Origin of the sequence: Methanobacterium subterraneum, assembly GCF_002813695.1 — an archaeon.
GTDB lineage: Archaea > Methanobacteriota > Methanobacteria > Methanobacteriales > Methanobacteriaceae > Methanobacterium > Methanobacterium subterraneum.
The window spans coordinates 541,417-563,368 of sequence record NZ_CP017768.1; the positions used below are offsets into that span (position 1 = coordinate 541,417).

The following is a 21,952-nucleotide window of genomic DNA, read 5'->3' on the forward strand; positions in this document are numbered from 1 at the left end:
AAATAAATATGATATCTTTTAAATAAGTAGGATATCAAAAAAAAATAGGATAATTAAGGGTTTAAGCGCTTCTATTTTCCTTTTTAAGGAAATAGTTAAGCTGATCCTTTATTATATCATTGAGGGTGTAATCTATTTTGCTGCCTATAGACTGAATCTTCTTGGTGTCAGCAAATAGGATTGGCACCTCAGCAGGGCGGAAACGGTCTGGGTTGAACTCAATGGTAACATCGCCATGGGTTGTGTTAACCTTAATTCCTTTATCTTCCAGGGTGTACTCCAGTTGCCCCTCTAAAATTAACTGGTCAACCTTAGTTTTAGGGAATTTAACTCCATAAATGGAACTGTTATCCATCTCATTAGGATCCTGAATCTGTTTGTCTCCCTTAAAGGTTTCGATCCGGTTCACATCCCATCCAGCTTCTTCCAAACCCAGCAATATGTAGCTCAACACAGAGTTAGTCCTCATGGAACCCTGATTGTAAACTTCCCCTGCCTGTCCTTTTTCAGCTAGTAAGAGATATCCCTGAACTATGTCTTTAACATGGGACCAGTCACGGAGGGAGTTAAGGTTTCCAATGACAATACGGTCAGATTCACCGGATTTGAGTTTCATGATCTGGTTGGTAACCACTGAGGTCACGAACATTATACCTCTTCCAGCTCCTTCGTGGTTGAAGGCACGTGAAACCACAGTATCCAGACCATAAGAGTGGTAATAGTTCCTCATGAGGTAATCACCATAAACTTTGGAGACAGCATAAGGTGACATTGGCCTCAGGGGGTTGGTTTCTGTTATAGGTACCTCTGGAATTACCTCTGGTTCGGGGAAAATAGTTCCGTAGTCTTTTTTTGCTTTCTCATACTGTTCCTGGGACGATAGGACAAGCCCGTATTCTTCACTGGAACCAGCAAAGACTATTTTCGTGTCTGAATCTTTTATTCGCACTGCTTCCAGGAGGTTGCTAGTTCCAATACAGTTAATGTTCTGGGTTTCCTGGGAGTTGTCAAATGATCGTTCAACAAATGACTGGGCTGCCAAGTGGAAGATGTAATCAGGCTGGGAATGATCAAGGGCATTAGTTAATGAGGTTATGTCAATAAGATCTCCTTCAATTAGATTTACTTCATTACTAATTCTCCGATCAATAATGTTTTTAGCAGTTGTACCATCAGCTCTTCTCCGGATCAACCCATAAACGTTAGCCTCACGGCTTACAAGTTCTTTAGCTAAATAAGAACCTGCAAATCCACCTATACCAGTTATGAGAACATTTTTATCTTTCCAATTCATATTAATACCTCTTGTAATGTTGATCTTGTTAAATTAAAAATTCATATACCACTATTAAATTAATCGAAGTATAAATTATTTTTTAGGATTATTAGTTATTTTAGGCAGAATATTTTTATAAAATATTATTATGGTGTTATTTTCTCATATATTGCCACCACTCCGAATTCCTTTATTATACGATAACTTTTAAGAGTTGGATGGGATTTATTTGAATCAAAATAATAGTAAACCCCATTTTCTTGCAGATAATCAGCGAATTCATCGGTATTGTTGTAATATTTTAGATATGCTCCGGTGGTTTCTTTATGAAGATACCAGGTGACTGCATTGGGATAATCAGAACCGATTATTTTATTGTAGTAGTTTGGATCATAGCCTTTAATCCATTGACTTGCATCTTCAATGTCCAATGTAAAAGTTTTCTGTGGTGTGTGGCCTATATAGGTAACTGTGGTAACTGATAAACATATTAAAGCAATAGCCATATAAACCAGCCCTGACTTAGATTTTAAACCATTAATTCTAGGTTTTAGTTCATTAATGAATTGGCTTAAACCTAAAACTATGAAATAGGTGAAAGCAGGGGCCATGGTAATAAAATATCTATCCACTTTAAATGGTAAAATACCATGGAATAAAAAATAGGCACCAAACCATGATAGAAACATCAAATCCAGAGCTAATTTGTTATCAATCTCAAATCTTTCCCTGGCCATAAATCTATATGAAAGATACACCAGGGCCAATAAGAAAATTTCACTCAGAATTAGGGATTTATTATAGAAACTGAGGACCAAACCAATGAAGAGGACTAAAATTATGGTTATTTTTCCTAAATTAATAATGTTTACCTGTGAAATATTTTTTTCTTTTCCAGTGCTTAAAAACCGGTAAATATAAGAAAAAATCCCAATTACACTTATCATGGTAATGATATATGCTAATACTGAAGGAATTCCTTCGGAAGGATTTAGTAACTGGCGATATGTGCCCTGGATTGGTCCTAAAGAAATATAATTCAATGAATTCTGAAGATAAAATAAGAAGTTAGAATTGTAAGCAACATCTTCCACACCGGAGGATGAGGATGTTACAATATCGAAGAAAAGTCCGAACAGAGCACTGGTATCCAGCTGCAGAATAAAGAACGTGAAAATGGTTAATAATACCCCAAATTCTATAGCGATTCCAAAAATCACCTTTTTTATTTGGGGAATATTTTTAACTTGGTTAAAATTGGCTAAAATATAGAAGATCATGGGAAGGACTATCAAACCTGCAGTGTACCTGGTGAGTATGGAAATAACCAGGAGCGGCAGGACCAAATATAAAAATTTTGAATCCTTTTTTAAACCAATTACCATGAAATAAAGTGCCCAAATTGAAAAAACAACTCCTGGAAGATCTATTCCTCCACTTACAGCCCAGGCCATGACCACTGGTAAAGAAATAAAAATTAAACTACCAGTTAAACTTTTGGTAGAATCGAATCGTTCATTTAAAAGTAAATATAATCCTATAATGCCTAAAATAAATATTAAACCACTTAAAATGAAGATTACATCAACAGATACATATCCCATTCTAAAAAAAAGAGAGGTTAATAGGGGAATCAGAGGTGGTAGATGATTAACAACACCGCTACTTCCCATATTTGCAAAATGAAAGGCATTGTTCAGATAGTTGAAAACATCCCAGTAGGGGACACCTATTTTAATTTGAATCATTAGAAGATAAGCAACCAACACAACAGTGATTGAGATAAGTATAACCAGAGGTTTGTTTAACATTTCCCTTAACTTATCAAAAATAGAAATATTATTTTTTTCCTGATCCAATGTACCACCAAATATTTACAAAGTTTATTATTCTTTAAATTCTTGATTTTCAACAAACCAATGGACAGTCTCGCTCAGTTCATCAGGAAAATTGATGGATGGTTTGAAATTTAATAATTCCGACTTGGAAATATCAGCTAAAGAATGTTTTACATCACCAGGCCGAGGTTCATCGTAAATCGGATCCATATCTTCCCCTAGTGTTTGGTTAATTACAGGAACAAGCTGATTGATAGTTGTCTTTTTTCCTGTTGCTATATTATACGCTCCTGTATGATTTGACTGGCATGCTCTTAAATTAGCTTCCACAATGTGCTTAACATATATAAAGTCCCTACTTTGTTCACCATCACCAAAAATAACTGGTCTTTCTCCATTTAAGATGCTACTAATAAAGTGTGGAATTACAGAGGCATACTGTGAATTGGGATCCTGCCTGGGGCCAAAAACATTGAAATATCTGAGGGAAATAGTGGATAATTTATAAATATCAGTAAATAACTGGCAGTACATTTCCCCCACAGCTTTACTAAGGGCATATGGTGAAACTGGTTTAAGGAGAGTCTTTTCAGATAATGGTAAGTTAGTGTTATCACCATAAACAGCTGCTGATGATGCAAAAACCACCTTTCTAACGCCACAGTCACGAGCAGCTAGAAGAACGTTTAGAGTACCAGTTATATTAATTAAATTACATTTAATAGGATCGGCCACACTGGCTGGAACACTGGCCATTGCTGCATGGTGGAAAACATAGTCGCAACCTTCAAAGGAGTTTACCAAGTCAATTTCTGTTATATCCCCCAGATCAAGACTAATTTTATCAAATTCAAGGTGTTTGATATTTTTTATACTGCCGGTGGTTTCATTGTCTACAATCACCACTTCATTATCTTGACAGAGTCTCTCCACCAGGTGGGATCCTATAAATCCAAGACCCCCAGTAACTGCTACTTTTTTATTTTTCATAATAATCCTCTATAATATAACTTAATCTTATTTATTTTACGTTAACCAGAATGAAAAGTGATCTGTAAACATTTTCTGTGTCCGGCAATTTATATAAATCAAATTGGAATTTATATTGGCCTGTTTCAGCTTTGAACTCAAAGGGCATACTCTTATTTTGGTTGTTTTCCAGGGTAAAACTTTCTTCTTTTAAAGTTTCATTGTTTTTAGTTATTTTTAGCAAGTAACTGGTGTTAGAATATTCATGACTGACAATGCCCACAGTAAGCTTTCCAGTTTCGCCAGTGGTTAAATTGGTAGGATAATTACCAGCAGTTCCATCTGCACCTAATAAATAGAATTCTGTGAAATTATCAACTTCATAAGGGGTAGAACTAATGTAAAATATTCCAATGACACCAATAATCAGGAAAATTCCAATGATTATGGAAAGAGTTCGGTCAACATTCATGATATACCTCCCATCGATTACTCTTTCAAATGATTTTAAATATTATTTTAGATTATAGATTTTGGAAATGTAGATTGGATTATATTACATAAGAATATTCAATTATAAAAAAGTAGGTAAATATTGGTTTTTTAAGTGGGGTTAAACCAATATTTTCAGGATGTTTAAGATTTTGCTTCAAATAAAATCTTGGCTGCCATGTACTGTAAGTCACCAATGGTCACCAGGAAATTAAATCCATGACTATTCAGGAATAAATCTGGATTCTTTAATCCATCAGTCGCTTCACCTTTTAAGTTATAACCCCAATCTGGCAGATACTTACTAAAAGTATCGTCACGAGCACGGGGTAAGAAGTTCACACCACAATTCGTGGCTTTTGTTGGTAAATCTGTTATATTCCATGCAGGTGGTGAAATCCATATGGAATAAACTTCCCTGGCTCCCTTTATACCCTGATAATAACTGCCGATCATGGCATATATAGTCCCAGCACAAGCACCCCCGTAGATATCAACTACCAATGCACCCTGTTGGACACTACTATTTCTAAGCACAGCGTTCTGAGTATCTGGACCTATTCCATAACCATATGCATCTGCTCCTGCATTTCTAAGTATGGATACTAATGTTTTCATCCGATTCTGGTCAGTAGCTGAATCGTATATGTTATCACTGGTAATATACACCGGTTTATATAAAACCACAGAAACTGGCAACGTGTTATTCTGGTATGATGATAAAACTCGGCAATAAGTGTACAACAACATTAGGAAATTAATTTCTCCAACACTACTTGACATTTTAGAAGGACCCTCTTGTTCATGATTAATGAAGTAGGTGTTAATATTCCCTGCCAGTTCTACATACTTACTGAGAACTAGGGTTCCAGCCGCAATTACATTCCGATCACTGCTGGGAACTATTCCATTCTGGAGATAAATCACGGTGTTATCTTTGTTGTTAAGTTTTATTGTTGCAGTTGTCAAAAGCTGCAGGAATTGGGCTTGATTAACCAACACACCATTAACGGTGATTAATTCAGGATAATATGCATTGCCAACTACAAAATTTTTAACATCCACCGCACTTTGGGTTATTTGACTGATGGTAAATGATATTGTATCATAAATAGGTATATTAGACATTTTCCACGGTTTTACATTAACCATACTGGGCAAATCCTTAAATGAGTTGTACTGATTGAGTATCCGACAGTACATGTACAATGTGGCTTGATAACTCATTTGTCCCAGGGAGGTGGAAACAAGACTGGGTGCCTTTTTATTGTTTTCAATGTAATTTTTTATATTTTTTGCCAGTGTAATGTATTCATTTTGAAGTATAATGCCTCCGGCTATGGTTTCACTGCCAGTTCCTGGTTTATTGGCATTTATAAGAGATATCAGTGAGGTATCACCGGTGTTGATGTGGATGGTGGCGGTGGTGATAAGGTAGATGAATTGTGATTGGTTCATCACTACTCCGTTGATGGTGATGTATTCTGGTAGGTATTTGTTTCCTTCCAGGAATGTTTTCACTTCAATGGCGGTTTTAGTGATCTGTTGTATGGTGAAAAACTCATCACGGATAGGAATATTAGAAGTAGACCATGGACGGACAGTTACCAGTAGTGGTAAAACTCCATTATCTCTGTAATTATTTAGCACGCGGCAGTACATGTAGAGTGCGGATTGGAATTTTATGTTTCCTAGGCTGCTGGTGATGGTACCTGGTGCCTGACCATTATTTTCTATAAATGTTTGTATGTTTTGGGCTAGTTGTAGGTATTCGTTTTTTGTGAGTGTTCCGGGTGTGGTTGTTTCGGTTCCGGTGGTGGGTGTTTTGGTGTTGGTGAGGTTTAGTGGTGTGTTGTCGTTGTTGTTTATTTTGAGGGTGGTTTGTGTGAGTAGTTGGAGGAAGGTGGCTTGGTTTACTACGATTCCGTTGATGGTGATGTATTCTGGTAGGTATTTGTGGTATTCTAGGAAGTTTTTGACTTCTGTGGCGGTGTTGGTGATGTCTTGTGTGGTTATGGTTTTTTTGTTGGTGTCGGTTATGGGTATGTTGTTCCAGGGTCGCACTGCTAGGAATGTGGGCAGTGCTCCGTAGGTTTTTTCCATGTTTAGGGCGCGAGAGTAGAGGTATAGGAGTGATTGGAATTTTATGTTTCCTAAAACTGTGTTCATAGTGGCTGGTGCTTTTTTGTTGGTGTTGATGTATGTTAGGATGTTTTGGGCTAGTTGTAGGTATTCGTTTTTTGTGAGTGTTCCGGGTGTGGTTGTTTCGATTCCGGTGGTGGGTGTTTTGGTGTTGGTGAGGTTTAGTGGTGTGTTGTCGTTGTTGTTTATTTTGAGGGTGGTTTGTGTGAGTAGTTGGAGGAAGGTGGCTTGGTTTACTACGATTCCGTTGATGGTGATGTATTCTGGTAATTTTTTGTGGTATTCTAGGAAGTTTTTGACTTCTGTGGCGGTGTTGGTGATGTCTTGTGTGGTTATGGTTTTTTTGTTGGTGTCGGTTATGGGTATGTTGTTCCATGGTCGTATTGCTAGGAATGTGGGTAGTGCTCCGTAGGTTTTATGCATGTTTAGGGCGCGAGAGTACATGTACAGTAATGACTCAAATTTTATGTTTCCTAAAACTGTGTTCATAGTGGCTGGTGCTTTTTTGTTGGTGTTGATGTATGTTAGGATGTTTTGGGCTAGTTGTAGGTATTCATTTTTTGTGAGTGTTCCGGGTGTGGTTGTTTCAGTGCCTGTTCCAGGTTGGTTTACGTTTATTAATGGGGTGGTTGTGGTATTTGTGTTGTTTATTTTGAGGGTGGTTTGTGTGAGTAGTTGGAGGAAGGTGGCTTGGTTTACTTTGATTCCGTTGATGGTGATGTATTCTGGTAGGTATTTGTTTCCTTCCAGGAATTTTTCAACGTCTATAGCTGCTTGGGTGATTTGTTGGTTGGTAAAGGAAGGTGTTCCTTCTCCGGCAGCGTAATTATTGGTTTGATAATCGTTATGTTCTGGATTGTTGTCTGAAGTTGACTGGGTGATGGTAGTATTTGTGGTGTCAATGATGGTTGTGTTAATATTTGAGGTTAGATTCTGACCATCCTCAGCTGCATAAATACCATTCAAACTAACCAATGCCATGAAACACAACAATACTACCAAAAACAACTTACGATTAATACTCATCGCCTCCAATCACTTCTAATAACTCCTTAAAAGTCCATCAATAAATTCGATAATAGTATAGAGTTTAAGTAATAAATGGATGTTTAACTTTAATATAAAATTTATCTTTCATAAACATAGAAATTTCAACTATCAACTATAACTATGATATAAATTCAAAATTGCATCCTATATATAATTTTTTAATTTACAAGCTAAATAAAAACACTCGAAATAGAATCTTTCACTTTCAAAAAAGATTTAAAAAGTTCTAACCATAACCATTATGAATTTACAATCCTAATTGATCATTCCCATTACCAATTTTCAATATTACCATTTTTTCTTGGAAAATAACACACATAATATTTTTCCAATTCCCTAGTTCGGTTATAATTCAAAATACCTTATTTTAAGAAGTTACATAAATAAACCCGGGTAACTAGAAAATTATTAAAATTCTATTTACTAATAATCTCCGTAAACGATCATATTTTCATTAATTAGGTTTATTTTTTTAGTCCCGGGATATTTATGAACATTTTCTATTCAAAACACCAATCCATCAACCACAGACACAAAATCATTGGCATGACTTCGAGTTACATCATATGGTTCATAAGTATATGTTTCATAGAGAATGGCTGGTATGCCTCCTTGTATCAGGGGAATGGTGACGTACTGTGGGCTTGTCTGTGATGGTGGGGAGAAGTAGGATAACCATCCTATACGATTTTTTATAACCCACGCAAGGAATTCTGATGAACCTCCAGAGATAGGGCTAAATACAAATCTGGTCTGAGCCCAGTTACCCACATTGGAATGGATATCAATGGCCATATTATATTTTTTCACCTTAATTTCAGGAACAGCAAACATATTTGCCAGTAATTGCCCGTTCATCCGTCCTTTTTCATAATTTGATGCATCTTTAGTCACTGAAACTTTGTAAATATAATAACAGTGCGCTAATGAATTATCATAAGCCTCAATTGCTTCCATAATTGCCTGATGAGAAGCCCACTCAATGGGATGCACACCCACAATATAGGCGATCTTAACTGAGGACATCAAATTTCCATAGGGTCCTGAAACCACCACATTACCATAACTGGTAGTTCCAATGTTACGGGCAGTTTTCCACGCTTTTACATAAATACTCTCAGGAAGTTGTTGATTTTTTTGGAAGGAGTCAAGTACACTGCTAAAGAGATATAGTTGAGAGGGGAAGCTAATTTTCCCTAGGTTTATGTCAAAAGATCCTGCTGCTGCTTGATTGGTGGTGATGTGGTCATAAATAGACTGGGCAAGAGTAATATAACTTGCTAAATTAATATTTCCACTGTTCATTTTCTCATAACTGGACTGGGGTAATGCTACACTCTGGAGATAAGTTGAACTACCACTTGAATTGTTGATTTTTAGTGTTGCAGTTACTAAAAGATGCAGGAATTGTGCTTGATTCACCACTACTTTGCTAACCGTAATGTATTCCGGTAAATAACCATTACCATCAAAGAAAACTTTAACTTCTTTTGCAGTTTTGATAATGTCCTGGTTGGTGAACTGATTGTCGTAGATGGGAGTGGTCCAGTTTTTTAGAATTATGTTGGAGGGTAAGGTTTGGTGGATTTTATACTGTTGTAGTATGCGGCTGTACATGTAAATTATTGATTTAAAACTGGTTGTTCCTAGGTCAGCCGTCACACTACTGGGTCCTTTTTCATTCTCCTCGATGTAAGTTTTTATCTCCTCAGCTAATTGCACATAACGAGCAGTGCTTAAAGAACCAGCAGATAAATCATCTTTAATAGTTGTTGAGGGCAGTCCTGCATTAACTGGTTTAACTGATCCTGAACTTTGGCTGTTAATTAAGATCACAGAACTAGTTAACAAGTGTAAAAATTGGCTTTGGTTAAGGAAGACCCCTCCTACAGTTATCCACTCTGGTAGGGAACCGTTGCCATCTACAAAGAGTTTAACATCCACTGCAGCGCTAGTTACTTCGGCAACAGTAAACGTAGTTTTGTCGTTAATGGGTATATTTGCTGTTTTCCATGGTTTTACATTGATAAAAACGGGTAATTCATGGTTCAAGTTGTTCTGATTGAGTATCCGACAGTACATGTACAGTGTGGCTTGATAACTCATTTGTCCCAGTGAGGTGGAAACAAGGCTGGGTGCCTTTTTATTGTTTTCAATGTAATTTTTTATATTTTTTGCCAGTGTAATGTATTCATTTTGAAGTATGCTGCCTCCGGCTATGGTTTCACTGCCAGTTACTGGTTTATTGGCATTTATAAGAGATATCAGTGAGGTATCACCAGTGTTGAGGTGGATGGTGGCGGTGGTGATAAGGTAGATGAATTGTGATTGGTTCATCACTACTCCGTTGACGGTGATGTACTCTGGCAAGTATTTGTTTCCTTCCAGGAAGTTTTTAACCTCAATGGCGGTTTTAGTGATCTGCTGTATGGTGAAAAACTCATCAAGAATCGGAATATTAGAAGAAGACCATGGACGGACAGTAATTAACAAAGGAAGGATGTTATCAGAGGTTTTATAGCTACTCAGGACACGAGAGTACATGTACAGTAATGACTCAAATTTTATGTTTCCTAGGCTGCTGGTGATGGTACCTGGTGCCTGACCATTATTTTCTATAAATGTTTGTATGTTTTGGGCTAGTTGTAGGTATTCGTTTTTTGTGAGTGTTCCGGGTGTGGTTGTTTCGGTTCCGGTGGTGGGTGTTTTGGTGTTGGTGAGGTTTAGTGGTGTGTTGTCGTTGTTGTTTATTTTGAGGGTGGTTTGTGTGAGTAGTTGGAGGAAGGTGGCTTGGTTTACTACGATTCCGTTGATGGTGATGTATTCTGGTAGGTATTTGTGGTATTCTAGGAAGTTTTTGACTTCTGTGGCGGTGTTGGTGATGTCTTGTGTGGTTATGGTTTTTTTGTTGGTGTCGGTTATGGGTATGTTGTTCCAGGGTCGCACTGCTAGGAATGTGGGCAGTGCTCCGTAGGTTTTTTCCATGTTTAGGGCGCGAGAGTAGAGGTATAGGAGTGATTGGAATTTTATGTTTCCTAAAACTGTGTTCATAGTGGCTGGTGCTTTTTTGTTGGTGTTGATGTATGTTAGGATTGATTGGGCAAGTTCTAAATATTCATCTTTGTTAAATGTGCCTGGTGTGGTTGTTTCGGTTCCGGTGGTGGGTTGTTGGGTGTTTGTTAGTTCGGTGGTTGTAGTATCTGAGTTGTTTATTTTGATGGTGGTTTGTGTGAGTAGTTGGAGGAAGGTGGCTTGGTTTACTACGATTCCGTTGATGGTGATGTATTCTGGTAGGTATTTGTGGTATTCTAGGAAGTTTTTGACTTCTGTGGCGGTGTTGGTGATGTCTTGTGTGGTTATGGTTTTTTTGTTGGTGTCGGTTATGGGTATGTTGTTCCAGGGTCGCACTGCTAGGAATGTGGGCAGTGCTCCATAGGTTTCATGCATGTTTAGGGCGCGAGAGTAAAGGTATAAGAGTGATTGGAATTTTATGTTCCCAAAAACAGTGCCTACGGTGCTAGGTGCCCTGCCATTATCGATGATGTAGTTCGCTATGTTTTGTGCCATAGTTAGGTATTCTGTTTGTGTGAGTGTTCTGGGTGTGGTTGTTTCGGTTCCGGCAGGAGGTTGGTTTACGGTTATTAATGGAGTGGTTGTGTTGTCTGAGTTATTTATTTTGAGTGTAGTGGTGGTTAGTAATTGGAGGAATGTGGCTTGGTTTACTTTGATTCCGTTGATGGTGATGTATTCTGGTAGGTATTTGTTTCCTTCCAAGAATTTTTTCACGTCTATGGCTGCTTGGGTTATTTGTTGGTTGGTAAAGGAAGGTGTTCCCTCTCCGGCAGCGTGAACATCAGTTTGATAATCATAGTACTTTGCATTATTTTCCGAAGAAGATGACTGAGTGGTGGTAATATTATTGGTAGTAGTATGGGTTATGTTGTTATTTGAGGTTAAATTCTGACCATCCTCAGCTGCATAAATACCATTCAAACTGATTAGGCCAATAAAACATAATAATATGACAATTATTAATTTTCGTGTGATATAAAACTCCCCCTTAATATTATTATTATTTTAATAAATACTTATTTTATAATATCACTTAAAATTTTCGAAAATTTTAGGCAATACCCCCATTAAATAAAATTAATATTAATGATAGATGATTCATAACAATAATATATGGTCAATATTGACACTTGTTAATCATACCCTTGTTTAGGTTAAAAAATTATTCACAAATTTTCACTAAATTAAATCGTTAAGTTAACTTAATTATAATTCTCTCAACAGTTCGGTATAATTTATTGTAGACTATCTGAATTAAAAGGGGATAAGTGGTATGCCAGTTTCCAGTGGTGGTATAAATCCATTTATAATTGTTTTTATGTTTTTTTATTATTTTACTTAAAGTTTGATAGTAATCATTTGAAAATGAATCCCCTATAGATAGGTGGTAAGAAGACTGTGGCACAACGTAAACATGGTAACCCTTATTTTTAAGGCTTAAACAGTAATCTGCCAGATATAAGTGCCATCCTTGGCATGTTTCTTCATCGAAAGGGTTTTCTTGAAAGATACTACGGGGAACTATAGCTAAACATTCATCCACAGTTTGTACTTCAATAGGGTCATCCTGGGGAAATATTCCCACAGATCTGGGGGTAGTCCCATGCTTCATATTAGATCGGGGAGTTCGTCCCTTTCTCCCGGCTACACCCGCTACACCCATATCTTTTATGGATTTCAACATTTCTTCAACATCACTCAGCCAATTCGGAGAGTTCAGTTCCATGTCCTGGTGTACGAACATTATATATTCTTCCTGGGCCTTGCTTCCACCATGGTTAAGTGCTTTAGCCGCTGAATTGAATTTGTTTTGAGTGTTATCTATTAAAATTAATTCAGAATTACAGTTCTGTTTTTTCAGGCTTTTGATTAAGCAATTATTTAGAATTTGACGGTTGTTGTAGACGCAAACTACTGAAATCATTTTATACCTCTGAAATAATTAGTAACGTAATTATCACTGCTAAACTCATTGTGATAATGTCTCAAGATTGCTCTGTCGATTTTCAGTTCAGATAGTTTTTTTTAAATGTTTTTATAACCATCCAAGGCAGTATATCATTTATAATATATAAAAATATCTAGATTGCATTCTATTAAACTTTACGGATAAGAATTTATATGACTCTATTAATTATAGACATTAGAGGAATTACTAATTAGGAATTTTCCCGTTTTTAGTCAAGTCTAATAACTTTCCATGCAAAAGACTAAAAGGATGTGTATTAAAACTAATAAAATCATTATCTTTTCAGATGGCTTATTAATAATTTCACTAAAAAGTACTCCCAAAATCAATGATTAGTTAATCATATTTCAAACTCAAATCTATAAAATGAGATGGATTTAAATGAACACCGCACGAACCATAGCAAAAAATTCAGTTGTATTACTCATAAGTCAGATCATTATTTTTGCATTTTCATTTATCATCACCATAGTCACTGCCCGTTATTTAGGTACTGGAGGATATGGAATACTTTCATTAGCAACGGCTTTAACTGGAATTGTGGGTATTATTGCCGATGCTGGATTAGGTACCTTGATAATAAGGGATATTTCTCGCGATAAATCCATGGCTAATAAATATATTTCTAATTCAATTTTGATGAAAATTTTATTATCATTACTAGCATTTGTTGCCATAATATTAATTACTAATGGGGTAGGTTATTCTCCAGTTGTTAAGAACGTGATTTACATTATGATGTTATCGGTAGTTGTCGGGGCTATTTCCACTATTTTTATATCAATAATCCAGGCCAATGAAAAAATGGAGTATATTTCACTGAGCACAGTTTTAAACAGCGCAGTTTTACTGGTAGGTACTTTAATAGGTGTACATTACCATATGGATCTTCTTTTCTTTGCAGCTATTTACTTGATTGCCAATATAATAAATTTCATTTACATAGTAATCATATACTTTTGGAAGTTCTCCATACCTAAAATTGAAATAGACTTGAGTTTTTGGAGCCCAACACTAAAACAGGCCTTACCATTTGGGTTGACTGGGACTTTTGCCACAATATATGTATGGGCTGATACTTTCTTGCTATCGGTAATGCAAGATAATGAGGCTGTAGGGATTTACAACGCAGCTTATAAATTAATAACGGTGTTACTGTTTATTCCTAATGTTTTCAATGCTTCACTATTCCCGGTATTTTCTAAATTCTTTGTTTCGTCTGAAAATTCACTTCAAATGGCTTTTGAAAAATATTTTAAATTTATGTTGTTGATTAGCTTCCCCTTAGGGATCGGAACTACTTTACTGTCTAATAAAATCATATTGCTTATTTTCGACTCCCAATTCGCAGATTCAATAGTTGTTCTCCAAGTTTTGATATGGTCTACCATTTTCATCTTTTTAAATAGTCCTTTTACACAACTCTTGCAGTCTACAAATAAGCAGATGATTTTAACTAAAATAACCAGTATATGCATGGTGATTAATATTGCTTTAAACTTAATTTTAATCCCCAAATATAGTTATCTAGCCAGTAGTGTGATTACCGTAATTACTGAATTTCTGGTATTTACTTTAGTCTTATTTACAATTCGCAAAAGTGGTTATGGATTTTCTAAGTTAAATTTAGAAGTAACCATAAAAGTTTTCATTGCCAGTATAATTATGGGTGTGGCTATACTGTTATTATACAATCTCTGGTTGCCTTTAATAGTCCTGTTGGCAATTGCAATATATATAGCAGTCATCTATTTAATTGGTGGAATTGATTCGGATGATATTAGTTTAATTAAAAAAATTATAGGTAGGGGTTAAATTGGATAAGGAAGAGATATACGAATTAGGACTTCCTGCCAAGGAAGCTTATATGCCATTTATAAAATTCGCGCTCACCCATATCGATAAAGAAGATAAAATAATTGATGTGGGTGGGGGGGAAGGAGCATACTCTTATGAATTAATTAAAAGGGGTTATAATCCTGTTTGTGTTGATATAAACGAGGATTATATTAAAAAGTCTAAAGAAAGAGGTGTGGAATCCTATGTTATGGATTCAACTTCTCTCGAATTTGATGACAATTCTTTTGATGTAGTCATCTTATTTGAAGTTCTAGAGCATGTAAAAGATTTTGAAAAGCTTTTAATGGAATTGAAAAGGATAGCCAGGAAAAAGATTTTAATCACGGTTCCAAACTGTACTGGTATAGAACAACTTAAACCCGGTTTTACCTATGACCATCTTCTAGCAAGGGACCATGTTAACTTCTTTAACAAAAAAGATCTGGAAGAGGTACTGTCAAAATATTTTGAGAACTACAAGGTGGAAGAAACGGAACAACTTCCTAATACAATTGGATTATCTAACTGGTTAAATTATATTATATTCGGGTTGAACCGACTGAAATTAATCAAAGCAACACAAATCTATTATAGATTATACGCTGTGATTGAGATGGAGGATTAATGAAGATTAAGTAACTCGCAACATCGTTATTAACTTCCTAAAACGGCAAACTGGAGTAAATGCCTTTTAATTTGTAAGAACCAGTATCCCAGTTGTCAATGACACCAAACTCATTGTAATTATTGGAGCCATCAGCAGTTACCCAGCCACTGTTTACATATATCTGGGCCCATACATGCCCGCACCATGTTTGGCTGTATGTGAAGAAACAATCTCCATGCACATATCTGGCAGCCAGGCCCGATGCCCGGCATAGTGCAACTATTGCATGGGAAATATCACAACAGTTACCTCCCATGGTATTCAAAGTTTGATAAGCTCCTTTAGCAGTATTATAATAAAATTCATACTCTACTAAATCCCGAACCCAGTTGAAGATATGCAGAGCCTTATCATAAGGTGTAACTGCCCCCACTGTTATTCTCTTAGCCAGATCAATGATTAGGGGATCATTAGAATTACAATGATTACTGGGCTTAAGATAAACCTCAAAACCAGCAGGTAACTTGTAAACCATCAAAGCCCACGGTTTTATGTTTGTAATTGATGATGGTAATGTTTTTTTGGAGTTATAATAATCCATCAATCGACTGAAAAGATATATTTGTGAAGTGAAGCTGATGTCACCTAGACTACTTGAAAAACTACCCTCAGCTATTCGATTAGTGTCAATATATGATTTAATCCTTTGAGCAAGTATTAAAATGTCATTTAAGGCCATATTTCCAGAAATCATATTTTCATAGTTATACGTTGGTAAGTTTACTTTCTGGAGGTAGATGACTGAATTGTCATTGTTTTTAATTTTTATTGCCGCCTGGGTTAAAAGGTCCAAGAATTGTGCCTGATTCACCACCACACCACTTATAGTAATTAAAGTAGGCAGTATCAAATTCCCTTCAGCAAATATCTTCACTTGCATGGCGGTGGTGGCGATTTCTTGATGGGAAAAGTAATCATCATAGATTGGTATGTTTTGTGAGGACCATTTTTTCAGATTTATGGTCCCAGGTAAAGATTGGTGTAGCTTATACTGTTGCAGTACGCGACTGTACATGTATATGAGGGATTTGAAACTAACAACTCCCGAAGAAATAGCCATACTAGCTGGCCCTTTTTTATTTTGCTCAATGTAAGCCTTAATACTCTGAGCCAACTGCAAATAACTATATTTACTCATATTATTTGAAGTAAAGGTATCAGTAACTGTTGTGGAAGGTAGAACTGCATTAACAGGGGTGACAGATCTGAAATTTGAACTACTGATGAAAATTGTGGCCCCAGTTAGTAGGTGTAGGAATTGGGTTTGATTAAGATAAACACCACCTACAGTTATCCATTCAGGCAGGTAACCTTTTCCATCCACAAATATTTTGATTTCCACAGCGGATTGGGTTATCTCTGCAATAGTGAAAGTAGCTTTATCATAAATAGGTATATTCGATGTTTTCCACGGTTTTACATTAACCATAATGGGTAAATCCTTAATTGAGTTGTACTGGTTGAGTATCCGACAGTACATGTATAGTGTGGCTTGATAACTCATTTGTCCCAGTGAGGTGGAAACAAGGCTGGGTGCCTTTTTATTGCTAATAATATAATTTCTGATATTTTTTGCAATGGTTAAGTATTCATCTACCAATATACTTCCCCCACTTACCTTTTCAGTGCTAGTTGTGGGTACTTTAGCAGTTATTAGGGTTATTGGTGAGGTATTGCCAGTGTTGATGTGGATGGTGGCGGTGGTGATAAGGTAGATGAATTGTGATTGGTTCATCATTACTCCGTTGACGGTGATGTACTCTGGCAGGTATTTGTTTCCTTCCAGGAAGTTTTTCACTTCAATGGCTGTTTTAGTGATCTGCTGTATGGTGAAAAACTCATCACGGATAGGAATATTAGAAGTAGACCATGGGCGGACAGTTACCAGTTGTGGTAAAACTCCATTATCTTTGTAATTATTTAGCACGCGGCAGTACATGTAGAGTGCGGATTGGAATTTTATGTTTCCTAGGCTGCTGGTGATGGTGGCTGGTGCTTTTTTGTTGGTGTTGATGTATGTTAGGATGTTTTGGGCTAGTTGTAGGTATTCGTTTTTTGTGAGTGTTCCGGGTGTGGTTGTTTCGGTTCCGGGTGTGGGTGTTTTGGTGTTGGTGAGGTTTAGTGGTGTGTTGTCGTTGTTGTTTATTTTGAGGGTGGTTTGTGTGAGTAGTTGGAGGAAGGTGGCTTGGTTTACTACGATTCCGTTGATGGTGATGTATTCTGGTAGTTTTTTGTGGTATTCTAGGAAGTTTTTGACTTCTGTGGCGGTGTTGGTGATGTCTTGTGTGGTTATGGTTTTTTTGTTGGTGTCGGTTATGGGTATGTTGTTCCATGGTCGTATTGCTAGGAATGTGGGTAGTGCTCCGTAGGTTTTATGCATGTTTAGGGCGCGAGAGTACATGTACAGTAATGACTCAAATTTTATGTTTCCTAGGCTGCTGGTGATGGTGGCTGGTGCTTTTTTGTTGGTGTTGATGTATGTTAGGATGTTTTGGGCTAGTTGTAGGTATTCGTTTTTTGTGAGTGTTCCGGGTGTGGTTGTTTCGGTTCCGGGTGTGGGTGTTTTGGTGTTGGTGAGGTTTAGTGGTGTGTTGTCGTTGTTGTTTATTTTGAGGGTGGTTTGTGTGAGTAGTTGGAGGAAGGTGGCTTGGTTTACTACGATTCCGTTGATGGTGATGTATTCTGGTAGTTTTTTGTGGTATTCTAGGAAGTTTTTGACTTCTGTGGCGGTGTTGGTGATGTCTTGTGTGGTTATGGTTTTTTTGTTGGTGTCGGTTATGGGTATGTTGTTCCATGGTCGTATTGCTAGGAATGTGGGTAGTGCTCCGTAGGTTTTATGCATGTTTAGGGCGCGAGAGTACATGTACAGTAATGACTCAAATTTTATGTTTCCTAGGCTGCTGGTGATGGTGGCTGGTGCTTTTTTGTTGGTGTTGATGTATGTTAGGATGTTTTGGGCTAGTTGTAGGTATTCGTTTTTTGTGAGTGTTCCGGGTGTGGTTGTTTCGGTTCCGGTGGTGGGTGTTTTGGTGTTGGTGAGGTTTAGTGGTGTGTTGTCGTTGTTGTTTATTTTGAGGGTGGTTTGTGTGAGTAGTTGGAGGAAGGTGGCTTGGTTTACTACGATTCCGTTGATGTTGATGTATTCTGGTAGGTATTTGTGGTATTCTAGGAAGTTTTTGACTTCTGTGGCGGTGTTGGTGATGTCTTGTGTGGTTATGGTTTTTTTGTTGGTGTCGGTTATGGGTATGTTGTTCCAGGGTCGCACTGCTAGGAATGTGGGCAGTGCTCCGTAGGTTTCATCCATGTTTAGGGCGCGAGAGTACATGTACAGTAATGACTCAAATTTTATGTTTCCTAAAACTGTGTTCATAGTGGCTGGTGCTTTTTTGTTGGTGTTGATGTATGTTAGGATGTTTTGGGCTAGTTGTAGGTATTCATTTTTTGTGAGTGTTCCGGGTGTGGTTGTTTCAGTGCCTGTTCCAGGTTGGTTTACGTTTATTAATGGGGTGGTTGTGGTGTCTGTTTTGTTGATTTTAAGGGTGATGGTGGTTATTAGTTGAAGAAATGTGGCTTGGTTTACTTTGATTCCGTTGATGGTGATGTATTCTGGTAGGTATTTGTTTCCTTCCAGGAATTTTTCAACGTCTATAGCTGATTGAGTGATCTGTTCGTTGGTAAAAGAGGGTGATCCTTCTCCTGCAGCCTGATAGTTATCATATTCTTGGTTGTCTTCTGAAGAAGTTGACTGGGTGGGGGTAATATTTGTGGTATCAGTAATGGTTGTGTTAATATTTGAGGTTAAATTCTGACCATCCTCAGCTGCATAAATACCATTCAAACTAACCAATGCCATGAAACATAGAAATACAACACATAATAGTTTAAGGTTTATATGGAACCCCCCATGATTAGTTTTATTTAACTCATTTTACATCGCAAAATAATTTTTTTAGTAACATTAATTTAATGAATATTTAAACAATGAATATCATAATATATGAAACGTTCATTTATGTCTTAATTTCAATTATTAAACATTAATATACATTAAAATTTGCCATATATATATAATTTTTGTTTCACAAACATTGAAAAAATCGCTATAGGTCTTATTTCTCTATTTAGAACTTCTTTAAAGGGGAACAATGTTGTCTTAGGTAAGTTTCCTAGGATGGGTGTCTATTTCTATAATTGAAACTCTTTTAAAACCTATTTTCATTTTTCAGACCCCATATAATCTTTTATCAATAACGAAATTCAATCAATATTAAACAAAACAACATTAAATTGTGATTGAGATTATTTTAATCATATTAGTATAATAAGAACTACTCAAACAATTCATAAAGACAAAATTCCTAAAAACAAATGAAATTAACCATTGGATTGTTTTTCATCCAAAATAACCTCAAAAAAATAATTTAAAATATTTTTGTTATGCAAATGAAACTTATTTTTAAATTAAATACAAGTCAATCCCATAATTATATTAAATCCTAGAATGCATTTGTTATTTTATAGGTTCATATAGATTTTCATATATTCTCATTATATAAAACTAAATATAACCAGATAATTATGAAAACAAGTACAATTATCGGATAATAAAAAGTTTATAACCAAAAATAATGAAAGTTTAGTAAATTAGAAATTCTCAAGGTAATCTTCAATGATAACAGTAGTGTGTGTATATAATAATCAAGAAATTTTGGACAAACTCCTTCTAAAAAGCTTAAAAACACAGTCATTAGATTATGAACTGATTTTAATGGACAACACCAATAATCATTTTAAATCAGCTGCTGAAGCTCTGAACCAGGGTGCAAAAAAAGCTAACGGCAGTTATATGATGTTCGTTCATCAGGATATAGATTTAAAATCCGATGAATGGCTGAAAAATACAGAGAGCACATTAAATTCTTTGGATAACTTGGGTGTTGCCGGTGTTGCCGGTGTATCCCCCTGGGATGAGGATGAAAAAATATCAAACATAAAACAGGGCTCTCCTCCACGAAGGATTTCTGATAACCATATAGAAACTCCTCAAAAGGTACAAACAGTGGACGAGTGTCTTTTTATAATTCCCAAGTCAGTTTTTGATATATTAAAATTTGACGAGGAAGTATGTGATGACTGGCACTTGTATGCTGCTGATTACTGTTTAAGTGCCATTAATATGGGGCTTAATGTTTTTGTAATACCTTCAGAGGTCTATCATAGTTCTCCAGGGAATTCCATGTCCGATAAATATTACACTACCCTGGGAAATATATTGAAAAAGCATAAAAAATATCATAGATTTATTTTCACTACAATGGGCGGATGGACATCTTTTTACCCTCTTTATATCCAGAAGAAAAGACCATATGTTAAAAAGAAATTATTGGCTATTTTTCAAAAAATTTACCAAAGTGAAAAATAGTTTTACTTCAATTAACTATAAATTAACATATTTTAACCATATTTTTAAGGAGAATAAACAGATTAAGAATTAAACAATGATTATCTATTCAAAGATTATCTAATGCTATCAAAATTTTAGATTAAGTCACCGCATAATTAGAGAACAGTGAAATAATGAGTTTTCCACGTGTTGCAATCATAATCCTAAACTGGAATGGATGGAAAGACACATTGGAGTGTCTTGAATCAGTATATCAAATTAAATACCCTGAATACGATGTAATAGTAATTGACAATAATTCTGAAGATATTTCAATAGAAAAAATAGAAGATTACTGTGCTGGTAAAATAAAAGTTGATTCTACTTTTTTTAATTATCAGGATAAAAATCCCATAAAGATTTTTAAATATACCAACACCGAAGTTGAAAATACGAAACTCCCTCAAATGGATAACATCAATTCGATTAATTCCCAGGAGAAGTTAACCCTTATAAAAAACGATAAAAACTACGGGTTTGCCTGGGGAAATAATATTGGAATAAAACATGCACTGAAAAACTTGGATATTGAGTATGTGTTACTGTTAAACAATGATACCGTTGTGGATAAAGATTTTTTAACCGAACTAGTGGATGTGGCAAAAAATAACGACAATGTTGGTTTCGTCGGGCCCAAAGTCTATATCTACAATGATAAAAATACTTTACAAGTTGCAGGTGGGGCTAAAGTAGACTTAAAATATGGTGAAGTGGATGAAATTGCCTACCACCAGTTGGATGAAGGCCAGTTTGATCACTTCTTGGAACCGGATTATATTGGTGGTACATGTATACTATGCTCCAGGGAAGTAATAGAAAAGATTGGAATGTTGGATCCTACCTATTTCATGTACTGGGAAGATGCAGATTGGTGTTTCAGAGGACGTAAACATGGTTATAAATCAGTTTATGCCTTCAAATCTAAAATATGGCATAAGTACGGGGCATCCAGTGATACTCCATTTAAAATGTATTACTTTACCCGGAACCGAATTTATTTCGTGAAAAAAAATAATACCCGTAGAGAATTCCTCCGCTTTTCAATATTTATACTGGCAGTAACATTATCTAAATCAATCTGCCAGTTGATATTTAAACGTGATTTGAAGATGAGTTATGCATATCTTAAGGGTTTTTTTAATGGAATAATCCTTTCTGATAATTCAACTGATATTAAGGTGTAAAATAGTTAGTA

The 21,952-nt window shown here is 36.0% G+C and carries 12 protein-coding genes; 4 read left to right on the forward strand and 8 right to left on the reverse strand.

Annotated features, from left to right (window positions below; all coding sequences use genetic code 11):
- Nucleotides 1-61 precede the first annotated feature (61 nt).
- From BK009_RS02645 to BK009_RS02675, 7 genes are all read right to left on the reverse strand, one after another.
- Complete coding sequence (locus BK009_RS02645; RefSeq protein WP_100908940.1) at nucleotides 62-1,294, reverse strand: GDP-mannose 4,6-dehydratase; 1,233 nt, start codon at nucleotides 1,292-1,294, stop codon at nucleotides 62-64.
- Between the two features lie 128 nt (nucleotides 1,295-1,422).
- Entirely contained in the window at nucleotides 1,423-3,135 is a 1,713-nt protein-coding gene (locus tag BK009_RS02650) for a glycosyltransferase family 39 protein (RefSeq protein ID WP_236951016.1), read from the reverse strand.
- A 27-nt stretch (nucleotides 3,136-3,162) separates the two neighbouring features.
- Entirely contained in the window at nucleotides 3,163-4,104 is a 942-nt protein-coding gene (locus tag BK009_RS02655; protein WP_100906446.1) for an SDR family oxidoreductase, read from the reverse strand.
- A 31-nt stretch (nucleotides 4,105-4,135) separates the two neighbouring features.
- Nucleotides 4,136-4,555 carry a DUF1616 domain-containing protein gene (locus tag BK009_RS02660; protein WP_100908941.1) on the reverse strand — a complete coding sequence of 140 codons (420 nt, stop codon included), beginning with the start codon at nucleotides 4,553-4,555 and terminating at the stop codon, nucleotides 4,136-4,138.
- A 164-nt stretch (nucleotides 4,556-4,719) separates the two neighbouring features.
- Nucleotides 4,720-7,698 carry a hypothetical protein gene (locus BK009_RS02665; protein WP_157809685.1) on the reverse strand — a complete coding sequence of 993 codons (2,979 nt, stop codon included), beginning with the start codon at nucleotides 7,696-7,698 and terminating at the stop codon, nucleotides 4,720-4,722.
- Between the two features lie 573 nt (nucleotides 7,699-8,271).
- Complete coding sequence (locus BK009_RS02670) at nucleotides 8,272-11,760, reverse strand: hypothetical protein (protein WP_100908943.1); 3,489 nt, start codon at nucleotides 11,758-11,760, stop codon at nucleotides 8,272-8,274.
- A 271-nt stretch (nucleotides 11,761-12,031) separates the two neighbouring features.
- The gene (locus tag BK009_RS02675; protein WP_100908944.1) at nucleotides 12,032-12,763 is read right to left on the reverse strand and encodes a glycosyltransferase; all 732 of its coding nucleotides are present in this window, start codon (nucleotides 12,761-12,763) and stop codon (nucleotides 12,032-12,034) included.
- A 426-nt stretch (nucleotides 12,764-13,189) separates the two neighbouring features.
- On the opposite strand from BK009_RS02675, the gene BK009_RS02680 reads away from it, so the two are divergent.
- Together BK009_RS02680 and BK009_RS02685 are read left to right on the forward strand one after the other, a co-directional pair.
- Entirely contained in the window at nucleotides 13,190-14,623 is a 1,434-nt protein-coding gene (locus tag BK009_RS02680; RefSeq protein ID WP_100908945.1) for a flippase, read from the forward strand.
- A gap of 1 nt (nucleotide 14,624) precedes the next feature.
- Nucleotides 14,625-15,272: a class I SAM-dependent methyltransferase gene (locus BK009_RS02685; RefSeq protein WP_100908946.1), complete on the forward strand. Its 648-nt coding sequence runs from the start codon at nucleotides 14,625-14,627 to the stop codon at nucleotides 15,270-15,272.
- 37 nt (nucleotides 15,273-15,309) lie between these two features.
- On the opposite strand, the gene BK009_RS02690 is transcribed toward BK009_RS02685, so the two are convergent.
- Nucleotides 15,310-19,167 (reverse strand): transglutaminase-like domain-containing protein, encoded by a 3,858-nt coding sequence (locus tag BK009_RS02690; RefSeq protein ID WP_100908947.1) that lies wholly within the window; start codon nucleotides 19,165-19,167, stop codon nucleotides 15,310-15,312.
- A gap of 816 nt (nucleotides 19,168-19,983) precedes the next feature.
- On the opposite strand from BK009_RS02690, the gene BK009_RS02695 reads away from it, so the two are divergent.
- Nucleotides 19,984-20,736, forward strand: a complete 753-nt coding sequence (locus BK009_RS02695; protein ID WP_100908948.1) for a glycosyltransferase — start codon at nucleotides 19,984-19,986, stop codon at nucleotides 20,734-20,736.
- A 155-nt stretch (nucleotides 20,737-20,891) separates the two neighbouring features.
- Nucleotides 20,892-21,941, forward strand: coding sequence for a glycosyltransferase family 2 protein (locus tag BK009_RS02700; RefSeq protein WP_100908949.1), 1,050 nt, complete (start codon nucleotides 20,892-20,894; stop codon nucleotides 21,939-21,941).
- Nucleotides 21,942-21,952 lie beyond the last annotated feature (11 nt).

Bases quoted from the DNA above. Each gene is read 5' to 3' on its own strand.
- BK009_RS02665 (WP_157809685.1), bottom strand. From the start codon at position 7,698: ATGGCATTGGTTAGTTTGAATGGTATTTATGCAGCTGAGGATGGTCAG.
- BK009_RS02655 (WP_100906446.1), bottom strand. From the start codon at position 4,104: ATGAAAAATAAAAAAGTAGCAGTTACTGGGGGTCTTGGATTTATAGGA.
- BK009_RS02700 (WP_100908949.1), top strand. From the start codon at position 20,892: ATGAGTTTTCCACGTGTTGCAATCATAATCCTAAACTGGAATGGATGG.
- BK009_RS02690 (WP_100908947.1), bottom strand. From the start codon at position 19,167: ATGGCATTGGTTAGTTTGAATGGTATTTATGCAGCTGAGGATGGTCAG.
- BK009_RS02675 (WP_100908944.1), bottom strand. From the start codon at position 12,763: ATGATTTCAGTAGTTTGCGTCTACAACAACCGTCAAATTCTAAATAAT.
- BK009_RS02695 (WP_100908948.1), top strand. From the start codon at position 19,984: ATGATAACAGTAGTGTGTGTATATAATAATCAAGAAATTTTGGACAAA.
- BK009_RS02680 (WP_100908945.1), top strand. From the start codon at position 13,190: ATGAACACCGCACGAACCATAGCAAAAAATTCAGTTGTATTACTCATA.
- BK009_RS02645 (WP_100908940.1), bottom strand. From the start codon at position 1,294: ATGAATTGGAAAGATAAAAATGTTCTCATAACTGGTATAGGTGGATTT.
- BK009_RS02660 (WP_100908941.1), bottom strand. From the start codon at position 4,555: ATGAATGTTGACCGAACTCTTTCCATAATCATTGGAATTTTCCTGATT.